We start from the raw sequence: 16572 nt of genomic DNA, 5'->3' as shown, positions 1-16572 counted from the left end.
CAACTTATTCTTTGTTTACGAAGAAAAGTATTCTTGTTTTACAAGAGTACTTTTCTTTTTTGTGTCATAAGGTGTGCATAATAAAAAATAGGGGGAGTTTCATATGAAGAAATGGTTTAAAGGGTTTATGGCTGTGACCTTGGCATCCGTGGTACTGGCAGGTTGCGGCAGTAATGCTACTGGCGGTCAGACAGATGGAAAAGATGGTTCAGCTGATGGGAAAAAGAAACTAGTTATTTCCACATGGGGCTTTTCCGAGGACTTTTTTAACAAAGAAGTGTACGAGCCTTTTGAAAAAGAACATAACGTTGATATCGTGGTCGAAATTGGAAATAACGCGGAACGGTTGAACAAAATCAGTCAAGGCAGCACAGACGTCGATCTGATTTATCTGTCCGATTATTATGCTCAACAAGGAATCCAACAGGGATTGTTTGAGAAGCTGGATCGCAGCAAGGTGCCGAACCTGAACCAAATTTATGATATTGCCAAAGCACCGCTGGGTGAGGAGTATGGTCCTGCTTATACGGTCGGGCGTCTCGGTATTGCCTATAATCCGGAGCTGGTGAAAAAGAATGTGACCTCTTGGGCTGACCTGTGGGGAACTGAGTTCAAAGGAAACGTGACTTTGCCGAATATTACGGCGACTGCCGGACCGATGATGGTAGATGCAGCCTCCAAGGTAGCGGGTAGTAAGGAGTTTAATGAAGACCAAGCCTTCGGAAAACTGAAAGAGCTGAGTCCGAATATCGTTAAGTTTTATAGCAAAACATCTGAGTTTGTGAACATGTTTAGTCAACAAGAAATTGCCGGCGGTCCAATCATGGAAATGTACTTCAAAGATTTGCAGGCGGCTGTGCCAGGAGCGAAATTTGTAGCTCCTAGTGAAGGTGCTTACGCAGTAATGAACACGATTAATGTAGTGAAAGGCTCCGACCAGAAGGAGCTGGCTGAGGAATTTATCAACTGGCAGCTGAGTAAGGAAGTTCAAGAAAAATCCGCCAAGGCGAAGGTTGATTCCCCGGTGAATACGCAGGTGGTACTGTCCGGTGCGGATACAGAGGGAATTACGTACGGTACAGAGGTAGTGAACAAGCTGACCAAGCTGGATATGAAGTTCGTTAACGATCATATCAAGGCATGGACAGATCGCTGGAACCGGGAAGTTGCACAATAATGAAGAAGGTTATATTAGATGTAGATACGGGCATTGATGATGCGTTGGGTATTTTACTAGCCGCCAAAAGTGGTCAACTGGATATCCAAGCGATTACTACGGTATGCGGTAATGTTTCACTTAAACAAGCAACATTGAACACATGCAAAATCCTCGACCTTTTGGATAGACCGGATATTCCGGTTTATCGGGGGGCGGAGGCCCCCTTAATACGTAAAGGCCTGCACGAGCATCGTGTCCATGGAGAAGACGGCATTGGAGGCGCACTGAATGGAGTAGTCCCAGCCATGTCTGCGTCCGAAGGTTTTGCACCGGATATCATTATTGACACCGTGATGGCTCACCCGGGGGAAGTGACGCTCATTTGCACCGGGCCACTCACCAATCTGGCACTGGCGCTGCTGAAGTGTCCCGAACTGACGGATCACGTCGATGAAGTCATTTTTATGGGCGGTGTTATTCACGGGTGCGGCAATATTACACCTGTAGCGGAGTACAACATGTATGCTGACCCTGAAGCCGCACGAATCGTATTTCATGCAGGATTTGGTCGGTTGATACAGGTGGGACTGGATGTAACACGGAAGGCTCTGCTGACTGCGGATCATATTGCTCGTCTGACCCGCCCAGCAATTCGTAATTATGTAGCTGAAAGCACGGCCGTTTATACCAAGCGTTATGAAGAACGCAACGGGGTAAAAGCCTGTGCGCTTCATGACCCGCTTGCCGTGGGTGTCGCATTGAATTCGAGGTTAGTCGATACCTCGTCGTTGTATGTCGACGTGGAAACCTCCAGTCGTATATGTGACGGACAAACGGTGGGCGATGTGCAGAACCGCCTCAATCATAGCCCCAATATGAATGTATGCGAACAGGTGGACAGCGAAGCTTTTCTGGAGCTGTTTATCCAGGTGCTGAATAAGGAATAACATTTTGATAACCGCAAGGAGATACCCATGAAGAAAACATACTTGTATTGGCTGCTGCTGCCAGGTCTGCTCTTTCTGGCGGTGTTCATGGTCATTCCGATTGTGTTGACGATCGGTTCGACCTTCGTACAGAACAGCTCATTCACCCTAGAAGGCTATCTCCATTTCTTCAAGGACCCTTATTTTCTGAAAATATTGCTGACTACGCTGGAAGTCAGTGTCGTAACGACACTCGTGTGCGTATTACTTGGCTTCCCGACGGCTTATTATATTTCGCAAAAGGCCCCGCGTCGTAAAGGGATCCTGCTAGCGCTGGCTATCTTCCCATTATTGACGAGTCCGGTGGTGCGGTCATTCAGCTGGATGGTCATTCTGGGTCGCAAGGGACTGTTAAATAACGTGCTCATCGGTTTAGGACTTGTAGATGAGCCGCTGAATATTTTGTATACTCCGGCAGCGATGATTATTGGTCTGGTTCATTTGTTTTTACCGCTGATGATTATTTCACTGATTGGTGTACTCGAAAATATCGACGGTGATCTTGTTCATGCTGCTCAGAGCCTCGGGGCCTCCAGATTCAGCGCATTTCGTAAAATCGTATTTCCGCTGTCTGTGCCTGGCCTGATCATTGGAAGCATTCTCGTTTTCGTGGGCAGCCTGACTGCATATACGACACCAGCACTACTTGGAGGAAAACAGCGGGTTATCGCTACATTTTTGTATCAGAACGCGATGACGCTAAACGACTGGTTTTTAGCTTCTGTTATTGCAACAATTATGATTGTTATTACATTTATCGTGGTCGGTCTCTTAAATAAGGCGGCCCATAAACTCAATCCGAAGGGGTAGGTGGATATGCGGGAGAAACATTACGGACTAGGCTTCTTTAGCCTGCTGGTCTTCATCTTTCTGCTCGGTCCGCTGTTGATCATATCGGTCACTTCTTTCGAGCCGGGCACGGTATTAAAATTCCCTCCGCAGGGCTTTTCCTTGCGCTGGTATGAAAATATTTTTGAAGTGGATTTGTTTATGTCCACGTTCAAAACGTCCATTGTGGTCTCTCTGCTAGGCAACATCTTGGCACTGCTGATTGGTATGCCTGCCGCCTATGCGCTTAGTCGTTTTTCGTTTCGTGGGAAGGATGCGCTGAATGCTTTGTTCCTTTCTCCGTTGCTCATACCGGGTATTGTGCTTGGTTTTACACTGCTGCGCTATTTGATCATAGTTTACCATTTACCAGTATATGCTGGACTATTGATCGGACATACGGTGATTATGTTGCCGTTCATTATTAGAGTCATTGCATCCAGTTTGTCTAACTTTGATTTTGCGATTGAGGAAGCAGCGCTTAGTTTGGGGGCTGGACGGCTGGAAACCTTTTTCAAAGTGGTTCTGCCCAACATCCGCTCAGGCATTATTGCGGCTATCCTGATTGCCTTTCTGGAATCATTCAACAATGTCGACATTTCCGTCTTTATGACAGGACCGGGCTTCAGCACCCTGCCCATTCAAATGCTGACTTACGTCGAAAATTATTTTGACCCGACGATTGCGGCGATTTCGGTTATGCTGATGATTTTAACCGGTATCCTGATGTTCTTGATTGAACGACTGATGGGATTGTCTTACTTCACTAAAAGGTAATGGAGGCTTCAACCTTATGGCACTGCTTACTCTGGATCGCGTATCGGTCGCTTATGACAACCAACTGATCTTGCAGGATTTCGATTTGCAGCTTGAACGGGGGCAATTGCTCTCGTTGCTCGGACCGAGTGGTTGTGGCAAAACGACCACACTTCGTCTCATTGCAGGATTTCTCGAAGCTAAACAAGGAACATTTTTGTTTGGCGATAAGGATTATACTCGGGTTCCGGTGAATAAACGGAACTTCGGCTTTGTATTTCAAAGTTATGCACTCTTTCCGCATTTGTCTGTTTTTGATAATGTTGCCTTTGGTTTGCGGTTACGCAAAGTAAAGGAAGATGATATAAAGCGCCGCGTTATGAAGATGCTGGGAACGGTTAGCCTGGGGGGATTTGAAAAACGTTTCCCCGGTGAATTATCAGGCGGACAGCGTCAACGTGTTGCGATTGCGCGAGCGCTTGTGATTGAACCCGATCTGCTGTTGTTTGATGAACCTCTGAGTAACTTGGATGCTAACCTGCGTGTAAATATGCGTGTGGAAATCCGCCGTATTCAACAGGAACTGGGCATCACTACCGTGTATGTATCGCATGATCAGGAGGAATGTTTTTCGATTTCTGACCAGGTTGCGATTATGAATAAGGGGAACATCGAACAATTAGATGCTCCATCGACCATTTTTAAATATCCGACGACCGAATTTGTCGCCCGTTTTATTGGGTTTAATAATTTTCTAAGCTTTGACGAGCGTACTGAAGAAGGGGATCGTATTCGACTGAATACAGGTGATCTTTCATTCGGCGTAGCGCGTAATCAGGGTACGGCCCAGCTGGGTGCTCGTCAGGGCGCTATTCGTCCGGATGATTTGGTCATTCGAACAGAAGGCAACGAGACAGGAGAAAATGAGCTCCCCGGTATTATTAAGGTAAGTACTTACCTGGGGCGTAGCTATCAGTATGTGGTAGAAACGGCGAAAGGCAACTTTACGGCTAATCAGGAAATGGATACGCCCTACCTGAGTGGTCAGCGGGTTACCCTGCATTTTCCGGCAGATAAAATGGTGCTGGTCCAATAATCAGCGGGTTCGATGAAGGAGATACATCATGCGTGCAGACAAAATGATTTTACAAGTTAAGGTGTATAACAGTTACTACAAGACGTTCGAAGAAGGTAATGTAGCTATACTTGATGGCAAGTTTATGTATATCGGTCAGCGTGGTCTGGAGTCTTTCGAGGCTGCTGAAATTGTCGAAGGGCACGGGAAATATATGATTCCCGGCCTGATCGACATCCATTTGCATATCGAAAGCACAATGGTGACACCGGCAACCTTTTCCTATGGACTGATTCGCAATGGGATAACGACGATTGTACCAGAACCGCACGAAATGGCGAATGTTTTCGGATTGGAAGGCGTCCAGGAAATGATGGAAGCCAGCAAGGATTGCGTGGCTGATATGTTCTACGGCATCCCAAGCTCTGTCCCGGCAACGCCGCTCGAAACCTCAGGAGGCGAGATCGGTATTCCCGAAATTGATGCGCTGCTGCAAACGGGTGAAATGATCTGCCTGGGTGAAATTATGAACTATGTGGATGTCATTCGTGATCCGGAGAGCAAAACGAATCGCATCTTACGCCATGTTCGTGAGCACTACCCGGAGCTGATCATTGAAGGTCATACGCCACAGTTGCTTGATCTGGACCTGCATCAGTTGATCTATGCGGGGATAGGCTCAGACCATACTCACCAAAGTATTGAAGGTATGAAGGCGCGGATGGCCGCGGGGATGTTTATTGAAATCCAGGAAAAATCCATGACCCCTGAAGTGATGGACTATCTTATTCAGGAAGATGTGGCACAACATTTTTGCTTTGTAACGGATGATGTGATGCCAGACTCTTTCGTAGAGCGAGGGCATCTAAACCATATTGTAAGTAAAGCAATCGGAATGGGCATGAAGCCTGAGGATGCCATTTATGCAGCTACGTTTACTCCTGCTGCACGGATGCGTATGCATGACCGCGGAACCATTGCACCGGGAAAAATAGCTGACTTTGTACTGCTGTCGGATCTTGGTCAATTTGATGTGGAGCAAGTCTATAAGGACGGACTCAAGGTATTCGATAAGTTCGAGGAATACCATCAAGCACCAATAAAATGCCGCTTCCCCGCCCACTTTTATCAAAGTGTGAAGCTCAATCCCCTCACGGAGCAGGATTTTACTGTAAAGATGGATGTAGCTGATGGCACACATCAATGCCGTGTTATGATGGTCAAAGATGGCTCTACTTTTACAAGTGAACGGATTGCACCTGCACAAGTAGAGCAGGGGGAACTGGTATGGGAACATGGTGAACATGGACTGATTGCTACGTTTGAGAGGTATGGAAAGAATGGCAACCGTGCTTACGGTTTGATCGGGGGAGATACGATTAAACGTGGGGCAGTGGCAACCACCTATTCGCACGATAACCATAACTTGCTGGTCGTAGGGCATAACAAGCAAGATATGATACTGGCCGCGAATACGGTTCTTGCCAGCCAAGGCGGTTTTTGCGTAGTTGAAAATGGCAAGGTGCTGTCCCATTTGCCTTTAACCGTAGGCGGGATCTTAACAGAAGGACCGCTGGAAATGGTTGCGGCGCATGTGAAGGAGCTGCGTTCAGCCTTGCTGTCGCTGGGCTATCGCCATTACAATCCAATCATGTCGCTGAGCACGCATTCTTTGCCGGTCAGCCCGGCCTTGAAAATTACCGATCACGGCCTGATTGATGTAAATGCTGGCAAGGTTGTACCTTTAATCGTGGAAACTTCAGAGATGCAAGAATAATAAAAGAGCCGACCCTCTTATGGGCCGGCTCTTTTTTGATGCTTTAGCAGACAAAGTTAACATCTTCTATCCTCCTATTGATGTAACCTATGTATAAAAGATAAACAAGTCTTGATTCTGGGTACCCGATTGCATGTAGAGTTTGCTTTACAATTAGTTCATGTAATCTTCATGATTAAAATCGAATAAGGACTTGAAAAACATCGTCACAGTGTTATAATTAAAACAGGATTTAGATTAAGTCTAAATTAATTGATTAAGATTTATTGGATTGACGCATGGAATTTTGAAGAAAATCAGACACTACTGCTAACGAGCATCCAAGCTTTACACCAACTATATTTGAACGAGAGGGGATTTTAAACATGAGTACATTAAATCATACGAACGCACCTACACAAGAGGCTATTCAAGAATTGCACAAGGCATTGAATCGTCAGGTAGCTACCTGGTCTGTATTGTACACGAAACTGCATTATTTCCACTGGTATGTGAAAGGACCTAAATTCTTCACATTGCATGCTAAATTTGAAGAACTTTATAATGAAGCAACAGCTAATCTAGATACGATTGCTGAACGATTGTTGGCTATTGGTGGCCGTCCGGCTGCGACCTTGAAGGAGCATTTGCAACTTTCAGCTATTCAGGAGTCCGCAGGTGAGCAGACAGCTGAGGATATGGTGAAGTCCGTTGTTGCTGATTTTAAAACCATCACCGTTGAGCTGGCTAATGGGATGGAAGCAGCGGAAGCGGCACAGGATAAAGCGACAGAGGATCTTCTTAACGGCTTAAGAGAAGCAATGGATAAACATATCTGGATGCTGAGTGCGTATTTGGGATAACCCACTGGTATATACTTCCATGTATATGGAGATCAGGTGAACAAGACACACATCCCGTTGGTTCCACTCTGCCACTGGAGTATAATAACGAGAAGGCGTGGAAGACCACAGGCTCTAGAGTCATAGAGATGCCGGGATGGGGTGTGTGTTATGGAAGTGAAACAACAGCTTTTGCATGAAGCGGAGCAGTTTATATATACATGTTATGAGGAGCTGGGCCGAAGCCGCGATGAAGCGGAGGCCCGGCTTCTTAATATTCGTCACGACATAGAGACTACGGGAACGTATGATCATACGTACGAAGAGCTGGAGCACGGGGCACTTATGGCTTGGCGCAATAGCAATCGTTGCATCGGTCGCTTATTTTGGGACAAGCTTTTGGTCAGGGATGCGCGGGGCGCGTCAGATGCAACGGAAGTGGTTCGCGAGCTCTTGGAGCATATACGCATAGGAACGAATGGCGGTAAAATTAAGCCAACGCTTACTGTATTCTGCGCCTCCAAGCCAGGGCAGCCGAATATCCGCATCTGGAACCATCAACTCATTCGTTACGCTGGATATGAAACCGGTCAAGGGGTCATCGGGGACCCGATCTCTGTAGATTTTACCAATGCTTGTAAAGACATGGGCTGGCAAGGAGCGATGACCCCTTTTGATATATTGCCACTGGTTGTGGAAGCAGGCGGGCGGCCTCCCGAGCTATATGATATTCCTGAACATTTGATAATGGAGGTGGCCATTGAGCATCCAGAAATCTCGGGTTTCGCTTCCTTGGGATTACGTTGGTATGCTGTGCCTATGATTTCGGACATGACGCTGGAGATTGGCGGTATTATCTATACAGCGGCTCCCTTTAACGGCTGGTATATGGGAACAGAAATCGGCGCCCGCAATTTTGCGGATACCTTCCGCTATAATATGTTGCCACAGGTGGCTAAGCTGATGGGGCTGGATACGACGAGTGAAACAACGCTTTGGCGTGATCGGGCGCTGGTGGAATTGAATATTGCTGTGCTGCATTCTTTCAAAAAGGCGGGAGTCAGCATTGTCGACCACCATACCGCAGCGGCACAATTCAAGCTGTTTGAGGAACGGGAAGCCAAGGCTGGACGCGCACTGACAGGCAATTGGACATGGCTGATTCCCCCGCTATCCCCGGCGACAACGCATATTTTTCATAATTCCTACGATAATCGGCTTGTGAAGCCGAATTTCGGAGTTCAAGAGAAGTCGTATATGTCGAGACAGGCTAATACAGTATCAGATACAGTGCTTCAGCAGAAACGCCAAGGCTGTCCTTTTCATTCCGGATAACGATGGGAATGACCTGATTGCTGCATTAGGACTCGAGCTTATCCCATGCAACGATAAATAGGGTAGCCAGTGGTCCTATTAATAGGGAGAGAAAAAACCAATTTAGCCCGCTCCGATTTTTGGATTGTGCCAAGCCGGCATTAATCAGGGCAAGTGTTCCCCACCCTACATAATAATCTTCTGACATGGTATTCTCCTTTGTAAAAAGGTATAATATCGTACTGTGTATGGTATGAACACATCCATGATTTCATGAATTTAGAGTAAATATACCTTTATATATTCTGGTTTGAGGAGCGAAGCTAAGTTGGAAAGATATCAGGCAGAGCGCATTGTCGCTGAGCTTTTGGAACGGGCTGCTATAGGTGTGATAGTCAAGCTGGAGAAACGTTTTCCTGGCGGAAGGCTGATTGGGGGTAAATATGCTATGAATGCTCACGCCATTACCATGTATACGGACGTTATCGAAACACAGTGTTTACAGATGTTCGGCAGCATTGATCGAGTTGAGGAGTATTTTACAGTTGTGCTTGCACATGAGATTGGGCACGCCGCCGATACAGAATTAGTGGACCTCTCCGATGCGTTGGAGCAAGAGAGTGGGATAGGGACCCGGCAAAGACTTGCGCTGCAAATTGAAGAAAACGCATGGAATTATGCGCTTGGGTTGGTGCCTGAAATAGATGCAACGTTTATTTCTGCCGTAATAGACGAGTCCTTGCTGGCCTATCGGGTCCCGATTATGGAGCAGTCTGACATTGCGTAACAAAGATGATCCGAGAGCCGTCAGGCTCTTTTTTTGTTGATTAAAACAGACGAGATTGGGTCGGATGATCTAAAGGAGTAGCTTTTTAAGCTGCGACACGCGTCCCTGGGATAGTTCGAGCATTTCGGCTAATTCTTTTTGAGATACATTTGGGTGCTCCTGCATGAGCTGTTTTAGTTTATTCAGGAGATCATTCTGATTTCTGTAACTCCTTCTTTTCTTGGGCTGGACAGGACGTGCTTCACTCAAATGACTAGAAGGATTATCGCTCTTCAGATTTTCAATACAACTTTTACATATCAGATGATCCCTAAAATAGCTCAAATGATCTACGGCACCACAAAAATAGCAAGAAACCCCCGTATACTTGCGAATCATCAGTCCCTCTGGGGTAATAAAAAAATCGAGGGCATCTCCAATATTAATATTCATAGAATTGCGCAGCTCCTTAGGCAGCACAATGCGGCCTAAATGGTCTAATGGTCGTGTCATTCCTGTGTTCTTCATCATTTTTCCCCTTTCCTGAAATGCGCTTATAGTTGTAGGAATTGTATGTATATATGCTGGAAGTACAAAGCGCTTATATTACAGTTTGTTTTGGTATAGCTATGCTGAAAAAAAAGCTCCGGCATGACGAACAATTACGTCTGCCGGAGCATTGTACAGCCAATGAATCTAAGATGTCATGTCGAATTACTGTGGGTTGGTTGTCCAAATACCGGCTACTTTTAATTGAACCCGTGGAGGCAGTTTCAATGTGGCTAATGTCAGATCGGCCAAATCCTGCGGTTGAAGCATGCGATCCTCATCACCAATAGGTAATCCTGCGTTTGCCGCTAGTTCTGTATTGACAGTGCTTGGAGTCAGCGCGGTGACGCGAATGTTAGATTTGCGAACTTCCTGCATCAGTGCTTCTGTGAAGCCCATCAAAGCAAATTTGGATGCGCAATATGCCGAGCCTGTTGCAAAACCTCGTTCTCCTGCCGTCGAGGAAATATTAATAATGTTTCCGCTCTTTTGTGCCAGCATGCTTGGAAGCACAGCATGTGTGACATAATAGGTTCCCATCAGGTTTACGCGAATAATACGTTCCCACTCTTCGGGGTCCATCTCCGCGACTGTGCCAAAGGTAGCAATGCCTGCATTGTTAATCAAAATGTCGACAGCGCCTAGCTCATGTTCTAGTGAAGCTACAGCGGCAGCGGCCTGTGAGCGATCCGATATATCTGCAACAGCACTCACCACTTTCACACCGTATGTACTCCCCAGTGAATCCTGCAGCTTTTGCAGGTCAGTCAATGTGCGTGAAATTAATCCCAGGTTAACGCCTTCCTTAGCTAAAGTTTCGGCAATTGCTTTACCGATTCCTTTACTGGCTCCTGTAATAATAGCTGTTTTATTCTTAAGTTCCATCCAGTCTCCTCCTTATTAATCTATAATGTGGTTGTGCATCTGGGCACATGGTTACATTATACAAGGTTAAACTCATTGAACCAAACTTCGCCTCTGATGAGGCATTCATTTAGAGGTCTCTATTTGGAAATATAAATATCCCCTGAAGTGGTTTCGACCTTAATCACGTTCACACTACCGGGAACAGATTCGGGAGTATTGATACTCCCAGAGTCAGAGCGGACATTATAAACACCTTTAAAATCGGGAGCTTGCTTAATCTTCACGTCACCAGAATCAGCATTCACTTCCAAGTTGGCTACGGCACGTTGCGTAATATTTGTCTCCCCTGAGGTTAGGGAAATAATGCCATTACCGCTATAATCGCGAATGGTAACATCACCTGAAGTAAGCTTTAACTCCATATCTGCTGCAAGCTGACTGGCTGTAAAATTGCCGGATGTTAAATTTGCGATCAGGTGGGTACTTTGGAGGTTTGTAATCTCGGCAGTGCCTGAAGTAGCGGTGATGGAAGTATTCTGCACGGAGGCATCCTGAAGTTTTACATTCCCTGAATGTGCATCTACCTGTAGGTCAGTTAGTGTTTCGCCAGAGGGCATCTCTACGGTAATCGTTTGATCCAAATCAGGAGTGATCGAAAAGAATGACAAGGAAGGGGCCGGCTCCGATTGAATCGTAAGCTTACCGTTCTCAATTCGGGCATTATGAATTTGGTCGGCTACCTTTGTCTGAACTTCTCCACTAATGCGTATCGTACCTTGGTCACCAGAGCCAGGAGTAAACAAAATAGAGACATCATCAGAACTGTCCACCTTCAGCTTCTGTAGCTGACCACGTGTAAACGTCCATTCTTTGTTAATCTTCATGACTTGTTGACTCCATGGGGCACCGTAGGCCACCATTCCGGCTGCACCGATGACAATGCACAGACCTGCTGCAATAAACCACTTTTTATTCATGTTGTTAGTAAGCTCCCCTCAGGGTAGTCAGATTCCATTTCCAGTATCGTACTGTGCCTTTGACCATAAGGAGTAAGAGATAACGTACACCAGGCAGCAGCAATAGACCTATACCCGTCAACGTGATAGAGAAAAAGAATTTGGCCGGGTAAAAGGTGCTGTTTAGCGCATAATCAGTAACAGCGAGAAGAGGGGCTACAATGAAGCTGATCGATACCACAGCCAATGAAGCCCATACTGCCCATAGGGTAGCCATAATCGGGATGGAGATCAGCAAGTTAAGAAACAGTAGCCCTAAGAAAGTAAAAAGATTGCGTGCGAAGCTTCCCTGGCGAAGCGGAGGAGAAGCGTTCCAGGCTGCATTGGGATCATCCAACGCTTCTCGGGCAATATCCTCTGGGTTACCCAGCTCATTGGCAATCTCACTTTCGCTTTTGCCATTAACCAACCCGTAGTCAAAATGCTGGCTCAAATCACTAAGCAGCTCATTGCGTACCTCTGCAGGGAGAGGAGAAAGACGCTGTTCCACCTCTGTAAGAAACTGTTTTCTATTCATCGGAATTTCCTTCCTCCAGTAGGCTTGCGACATTATGGACAAAATCATTCCATTCCCGCGTAAGTATTCTTGTATAATGACTGCCAGTATCGGTCAGCCGATAATATTTGCGAGGAGGCCCCTCGGTCGATTCCTGTAAATACGTTGTGCAGTATCCTTCTGATACCAGACGGCGAAGCAGTGGATATAGGGCTCCCTCGGCTACTTCAATATGACGGGAGACGGCTTGCGCCAACTCGTAGCCATAACGGTCTTTGCGTCCAATTAGAACTAGAACGCACAGTTCCAGTACCCCTTTTTTGAATTGGATGTTCACATTCACGAGCGGTGCTCCCTTCCTGGATGTTATCAATAATTCATAGGTGTCGTTCGGAATAAGGGAAAGAAACGTGTGTTTGTGCATAATTTGTCACGGGTACTAATTATAGAACAGTAGTCAGGTATAATTTAACATCATGTACTGATTAATGCAAGGTACTAAATTTTTAATAATAAAATATTTGTGTCAAAATGGACAAATTTCCTTCCTTGGAGGCTTTATTGAGTAGCGAATGTTGTAGAAAAAAGTATTTTTATTTGGGAATTCATCGAAATATGGCTGGAAGCACAGATAGGATGCCGCTTTAATTTCATTCATTAAAATGATAGATTGTAAAGTATTCAACAGGGTTAAAAATTACTTTTTATGAAGAGGTGGATAAAGAATGGACTGGAAACATTGGTATATGGAACTGGAACAGGATGATGAGTCTTGGGATGTATCTGAGGAGATTGTTCTGCGTGGTGTAGTGCAACTTGATTTTTGCGGGCAGCCCTCGGAAGTAGAAGTCGAATTTATCGTGGGAGCCGATTCCGAAGAACAGGCACAGACTATAGAAGAACCTACACTGTTGCAAAAAAAGACATGGGAGCAGTATATGGAATATTCATCAGCTATTCATCCTCAAGTGTTGGAATCCATACACCATCATTATGCTGGCATCGTGGAAAAGTATCGGAATGCTTACAGTACATGGGGAGAGGACCCGGATGAATATGCGCCTTATGTGGAGCGGCCGGAACAATTGTTGAATCGAATACAGCTTATGTCTATATTGATTTCCGACTCATCGGCAAAGGATGAACTGTATTTGAATTTTAGTTGTTCCTGGGATCGAGAACATGGCTTAGGCGTACATATGAAGCAGATGAAAATGGAGCATATTCAAGGCGCTTATACATTATATGACCTAGAATAAATCCCCTTCCCGGGCTTTTAGCAGAAAGGACCGGAAAGGGGAACAGAATATGTTGAAAATGAAGGCGTGATTCGAAACGATAAAAAATTAGTTGGATACAGCCAATGCAGCCCGGGCTGCTTGAGCGGCTTGTACCATTTGTCGCAAGGCGGCGACAGATTCCTCTTTGGTGCGGGTTTTCAGACCACAATCTGGATTAACCCAGAACAAATCTGATGGCAGTACGCGCAGGGCACGCTGGATCATGCTTAGCATTTCAGATACATCGGGGATGCGCGGACTGTGGATATCGTACACGCCCAGACCGATGCCTTTGTCGTATACCTGATCTTCAAAGCTGACAATCAGTTCTCCGTGGCTTCGCGAAGTTTCAATAGATATAACGTCGGCATCCATGTCGGAGATGGACTGAATCATATGCTGAAATTCGGAATAGCACATATGCGTATGGATTTGGGTCGCAGGTTCAACGGTGGCCGTGGTCACAAGGAAGGCTTGAACTGCCCAATCCAGATAGGCTTGCTGTTGTTCTTTTTTCAGCGGAAGCCCTTCACGAATTGCGGGTTCATCGACCTGAATCATGCTGATGCCCGCTTGTTCCAGTGCCTCTACCTCTGCCCGTAATGCCAGAGCCAATTGTAAAGCAACTTGGCTACGCGGAATATCATTGCGTTCAAAAGACCAGTTCAAAATGGTCACAGGGCCTGTAAGCATTCCCTTAACAGGCTTGGAAGTTAACGATTGAGCGAATGCCGTTTCTTCCACAGTCATGGGCTGATCGAAGGAGACGTCTCCGTATATAATCGGCGGTTTGACACAGCGGGAGCCGTAGGACTGCACCCATCCGTTTTGTGTAAAAGCAAAGCCATTCAGCTTTTCGCCAAAAAATTCAACCATATCGGTCCGCTCAAATTCCCCGTGTACAAGCACGTCAATGCCAATGTCCTCCTGAATATCAATCCATTCCTTGATTTGCTGTTGGATGAACGTCCGGTATTGCTCGGCAGACCATTCTCCTTTGCGATAGTGCAGGCGGGCCTTGCGGATCTCGGCGGTTTGCGGGAAGCTACCAATGGTCGTCGTAGGCAGTGGAGGCAACTTCAGCTTATTTTGCTGAATCTCACGACGCTCGGCGAAAGGAACGCTGCGTGTTAGAGGCTCCTTTGCCAGCAAGTCAGCCAGATCGTCAGCTGTTTGTACGCGTGCCGCTGAGCTGTTGAAACGGGCTACCGCATCTGCACTTTGTCCAAGCTTGGTGAGTGCGGATGGATCGTGTTTGCCAAGTGCAGCCGTCAGGACGGCGATTTCCTCAAGCTTTTCATCGGCAAAAGCCAGCGCTTGCACCAGTTCTCGATCCAGCTTGTGCTCTGCTTCCAGACTGACTGGCACATGCAGCAGACTGCATGATGGCTGTACGATAAGCTGCTCGGCAGTGGTCTGTTCTGCTAACTGACCGAGCAGGGTAGCCACAGCGTTAAGGTCGCTGCGCCATATATTGCGCCCGTCAATGACCCCAGCGCCCAGCGTTTTTCCTTTAGGGAAACCATGCTGCAATATATGCTGGAGATTTTCGCCATCATCATACACAAAATCAAGACCCAGTCCCTGTACCGGAAGTGCGGACAGACGCTCATAATGGTCCAGGCTACCAAAGTAAGTTTGCAGCATTATATTTAAAGAGGGCGCAGCTTGGGCCAAAGCTTCATAGACTTCCTGAATAATGTCCAAATCCTCTACTGGGAATGAGGTGGTCAGGACAGGTTCATCGATTTGGACCCACTGAACACCTTCTGCTGCTAGTTCAGACAGGACACGGGTGTATAAAGGCAGGAAGGTTCTTATAATAGAAGCAAGCTCCTTGCGATCATAGCCTTTGGAAAGGGTAACGAATGAATAGGGGCCGATGAGGACCGGTTTCCCATCAATGCCTAGCTCTTGTTTTGCTTCACGATAAGCCCGTAAAGGTTTATTTTCAGTGAACACCGGGACTGCGTTTGCCAATTCGGGAACGATGTAGTGATAATTGGTGTTCATCCATTTGGTCATTTCACTGGCGGTTGCTCCCTTCTGTCCACGAGCGATCCCGAAATACACGGACAGAGGAATCGGACCTGCGGGACGATGGTTGAACCGTTCGGGTACTAGACCAAACATCACAGATGTATCCAGCATGTGATCATAATAGGAGAAGTCTCCGACAGGAATGCGATCAATCCCCTTGTCACGCTGCTTGCTCAGATGCTCCAACCGTAATCTTTTCATCTCCGTTTGCAGTTCGCTTTCGCTAATACTGCCGTTCCAGAAGCGTTCCAGTGCTTTCTTCCATTCCCGGTTTTCGCCGATACGCGGATATCCCAGATTACTGCTAATTAAGCCGGACAATTCAGGCCATTCAATGACGGACATGTACTTTTCCTCCTAGTGGGTGGCTGTTTTATTTTTACGTACCAAAAAAGGCATTCTTCCCCCCAGAGTTAAAAATAAGTAGGGGAAAGAATGCCTCCGTGATTAAAAAATCAAAAATACGGCGACTGCTCTTAACACCTCCCTATCTTCCGTAGGTACTTGCGATGTTGTTAAAATAGGCAGGTCTCCTGACTTACGGATCATGACTCTCAGCATCCCTTCCCGGTCTGTGGACCAGTGGTTGTATGAACAGCTGGAAGTTCCCCGTTTACAGTGGCGGGACCGTGCCGGATTTGCACCGGCTTCCCTTTTAAGCCTGATCTGAATAGAACAGACACCTATCTCCAAGCTATGCGGTTAAGGTATGACGAATAATTATGCACTCGTATACTTGTTCACCATCATAAGTGAAACTTGCAGGATGCGCAATAGAAACTGCAATGGAATCTGTTAGGGATATGCAAAAAAAAAGACAAGCCTCATCCATGATGGAGACT

Annotated in this window: 17 protein-coding genes and 1 riboswitch; of the genes, 10 read left to right on the top strand and 7 right to left on the bottom strand. The window is 46.4% G+C overall.

What is annotated here, in order from left to right:
* Positions 1-103 precede the first annotated feature (103 nt).
* The 8 genes from MKY75_RS23490 to MKY75_RS23455 all read left to right on the top strand — a co-directional run bounded on the left by MKY75_RS23490 (position 104) and on the right by MKY75_RS23455 (position 8737).
* Positions 104-1177, top strand: a complete 1074-nt coding sequence (locus MKY75_RS23490; protein WP_029518630.1) for an ABC transporter substrate-binding protein — start codon at positions 104-106, stop codon at positions 1175-1177.
* Positions 1177-2106, top strand: coding sequence for a nucleoside hydrolase (locus MKY75_RS23485; RefSeq protein ID WP_029518629.1), 930 nt, complete (start codon positions 1177-1179; stop codon positions 2104-2106). Before MKY75_RS23490 ends, MKY75_RS23485 begins: the two co-directional genes overlap by 1 nt.
* Before the next feature lie 27 nt (positions 2107-2133).
* A complete protein-coding gene (locus tag MKY75_RS23480; RefSeq protein ID WP_013312457.1) occupies positions 2134-2955 on the top strand; it encodes an ABC transporter permease in 822 nt (273 codons plus the stop codon).
* Positions 2956-2961: 6 nt separating this feature from the next.
* On the top strand, positions 2962-3750 hold the full coding sequence (locus MKY75_RS23475; RefSeq protein WP_013312456.1) for an ABC transporter permease: 789 nt from the start codon (positions 2962-2964) through the stop codon (positions 3748-3750).
* Between the two features lie 16 nt (positions 3751-3766).
* The gene (locus MKY75_RS23470; protein WP_209947717.1) at positions 3767-4825 is read left to right on the top strand and encodes an ABC transporter ATP-binding protein; all 1059 of its coding nucleotides are present in this window, start codon (positions 3767-3769) and stop codon (positions 4823-4825) included.
* A gap of 28 nt (positions 4826-4853) precedes the next feature.
* Entirely contained in the window at positions 4854-6581 is a 1728-nt protein-coding gene (locus MKY75_RS23465) for an adenine deaminase C-terminal domain-containing protein (RefSeq protein ID WP_029518626.1), read from the top strand.
* A 365-nt stretch (positions 6582-6946) separates the two neighbouring features.
* On the top strand, positions 6947-7423 hold the full coding sequence (locus tag MKY75_RS23460) for a Dps family protein (protein ID WP_039271713.1): 477 nt from the start codon (positions 6947-6949) through the stop codon (positions 7421-7423).
* Between the two features lie 150 nt (positions 7424-7573).
* Positions 7574-8737, top strand: a complete 1164-nt coding sequence (locus tag MKY75_RS23455) for a nitric oxide synthase oxygenase (protein WP_340886707.1) — start codon at positions 7574-7576, stop codon at positions 8735-8737.
* Positions 8738-8762: 25 nt separating this feature from the next.
* Here the strand turns inward: MKY75_RS23455 and MKY75_RS23450 are convergent, their stop codons facing one another.
* Positions 8763-8924: a hypothetical protein gene (locus MKY75_RS23450; protein WP_176715742.1), complete on the bottom strand. Its 162-nt coding sequence runs from the start codon at positions 8922-8924 to the stop codon at positions 8763-8765.
* A 120-nt stretch (positions 8925-9044) separates the two neighbouring features.
* On the opposite strand from MKY75_RS23450, the gene MKY75_RS23445 reads away from it, so the two are divergent.
* On the top strand, positions 9045-9503 hold the full coding sequence (locus tag MKY75_RS23445) for a hypothetical protein (RefSeq protein ID WP_069012080.1): 459 nt from the start codon (positions 9045-9047) through the stop codon (positions 9501-9503).
* A gap of 69 nt (positions 9504-9572) precedes the next feature.
* Here the strand turns inward: MKY75_RS23445 and MKY75_RS23440 are convergent, their stop codons facing one another.
* The 5 genes from MKY75_RS23440 to MKY75_RS23420 form a co-directional block, all read right to left on the bottom strand.
* Entirely contained in the window at positions 9573-10010 is a 438-nt protein-coding gene (locus tag MKY75_RS23440; protein WP_029518622.1) for an AbrB/MazE/SpoVT family DNA-binding domain-containing protein, read from the bottom strand.
* A gap of 186 nt (positions 10011-10196) precedes the next feature.
* On the bottom strand, positions 10197-10916 hold the full coding sequence (locus MKY75_RS23435) for a 3-ketoacyl-ACP reductase (protein ID WP_039271709.1): 720 nt from the start codon (positions 10914-10916) through the stop codon (positions 10197-10199).
* A 119-nt stretch (positions 10917-11035) separates the two neighbouring features.
* On the bottom strand, positions 11036-11875 hold the full coding sequence (locus tag MKY75_RS23430; protein WP_340886706.1) for a DUF4097 family beta strand repeat-containing protein: 840 nt from the start codon (positions 11873-11875) through the stop codon (positions 11036-11038).
* A 4-nt stretch (positions 11876-11879) separates the two neighbouring features.
* Positions 11880-12431 (bottom strand): DUF1700 domain-containing protein, encoded by a 552-nt coding sequence (locus MKY75_RS23425; protein ID WP_318627973.1) that lies wholly within the window; start codon positions 12429-12431, stop codon positions 11880-11882.
* Positions 12424-12753: a PadR family transcriptional regulator gene (locus MKY75_RS23420; RefSeq protein ID WP_029518618.1), complete on the bottom strand. Its 330-nt coding sequence runs from the start codon at positions 12751-12753 to the stop codon at positions 12424-12426. Before MKY75_RS23420 ends, MKY75_RS23425 begins: the two co-directional genes overlap by 8 nt.
* A 382-nt stretch (positions 12754-13135) precedes the next feature.
* On the opposite strand from MKY75_RS23420, the gene MKY75_RS23415 reads away from it, so the two are divergent.
* On the top strand, positions 13136-13669 hold the full coding sequence (locus MKY75_RS23415; RefSeq protein ID WP_039271702.1) for a DUF6985 domain-containing protein: 534 nt from the start codon (positions 13136-13138) through the stop codon (positions 13667-13669).
* Positions 13670-13756: 87 nt separating this feature from the next.
* On the opposite strand, the gene metE is transcribed toward MKY75_RS23415, so the two are convergent.
* Entirely contained in the window at positions 13757-16075 is a 2319-nt protein-coding gene (gene metE / locus MKY75_RS23410; protein ID WP_340886704.1) for a 5-methyltetrahydropteroyltriglutamate--homocysteine S-methyltransferase, read from the bottom strand.
* Between the two features lie 161 nt (positions 16076-16236).
* Positions 16237-16432: riboswitch (cobalamin riboswitch) on the bottom strand.
* Between the last annotated feature and the right edge of the window lie 140 nt (positions 16433-16572).

It is taken from the genome of Paenibacillus sp. FSL L8-0663 (genome assembly GCF_038008125.1).
Taxonomy (GTDB): domain Bacteria; phylum Bacillota; class Bacilli; order Paenibacillales; family Paenibacillaceae; genus Paenibacillus; species Paenibacillus polymyxa_D.
The sequence above is the reverse complement of the archived record's forward strand: the minus strand, read 5'-3'. Positions and strand labels throughout refer to the sequence as shown.

Coding starts and splice junctions, on each gene's coding strand:
- MKY75_RS23415 (WP_039271702.1), top strand. CDS start 13,136: ATGGACTGGAAACATTGGTATATGGAACTGGAACAGGATGATGAGTCT.
- MKY75_RS23480 (WP_013312457.1), top strand. CDS start 2,134: ATGAAGAAAACATACTTGTATTGGCTGCTGCTGCCAGGTCTGCTCTTT.
- MKY75_RS23455 (WP_340886707.1), top strand. CDS start 7,574: ATGGAAGTGAAACAACAGCTTTTGCATGAAGCGGAGCAGTTTATATAT.
- MKY75_RS23465 (WP_029518626.1), top strand. CDS start 4,854: ATGCGTGCAGACAAAATGATTTTACAAGTTAAGGTGTATAACAGTTAC.
- MKY75_RS23430 (WP_340886706.1), bottom strand. CDS start 11,875: ATGAATAAAAAGTGGTTTATTGCAGCAGGTCTGTGCATTGTCATCGGT.
- metE (WP_340886704.1), bottom strand. CDS start 16,075: ATGTCCGTCATTGAATGGCCTGAATTGTCCGGCTTAATTAGCAGTAAT.
- MKY75_RS23470 (WP_209947717.1), top strand. CDS start 3,767: ATGGCACTGCTTACTCTGGATCGCGTATCGGTCGCTTATGACAACCAA.
- MKY75_RS23435 (WP_039271709.1), bottom strand. CDS start 10,916: ATGGAACTTAAGAATAAAACAGCTATTATTACAGGAGCCAGTAAAGGA.
- MKY75_RS23490 (WP_029518630.1), top strand. CDS start 104: ATGAAGAAATGGTTTAAAGGGTTTATGGCTGTGACCTTGGCATCCGTG.
- MKY75_RS23450 (WP_176715742.1), bottom strand. CDS start 8,924: ATGTCAGAAGATTATTATGTAGGGTGGGGAACACTTGCCCTGATTAAT.
- MKY75_RS23485 (WP_029518629.1), top strand. CDS start 1,177: ATGAAGAAGGTTATATTAGATGTAGATACGGGCATTGATGATGCGTTG.
- MKY75_RS23475 (WP_013312456.1), top strand. CDS start 2,962: ATGCGGGAGAAACATTACGGACTAGGCTTCTTTAGCCTGCTGGTCTTC.
- MKY75_RS23460 (WP_039271713.1), top strand. CDS start 6,947: ATGAGTACATTAAATCATACGAACGCACCTACACAAGAGGCTATTCAA.
- MKY75_RS23440 (WP_029518622.1), bottom strand. CDS start 10,010: ATGAAGAACACAGGAATGACACGACCATTAGACCATTTAGGCCGCATT.
- MKY75_RS23425 (WP_318627973.1), bottom strand. CDS start 12,431: ATGAATAGAAAACAGTTTCTTACAGAGGTGGAACAGCGTCTTTCTCCT.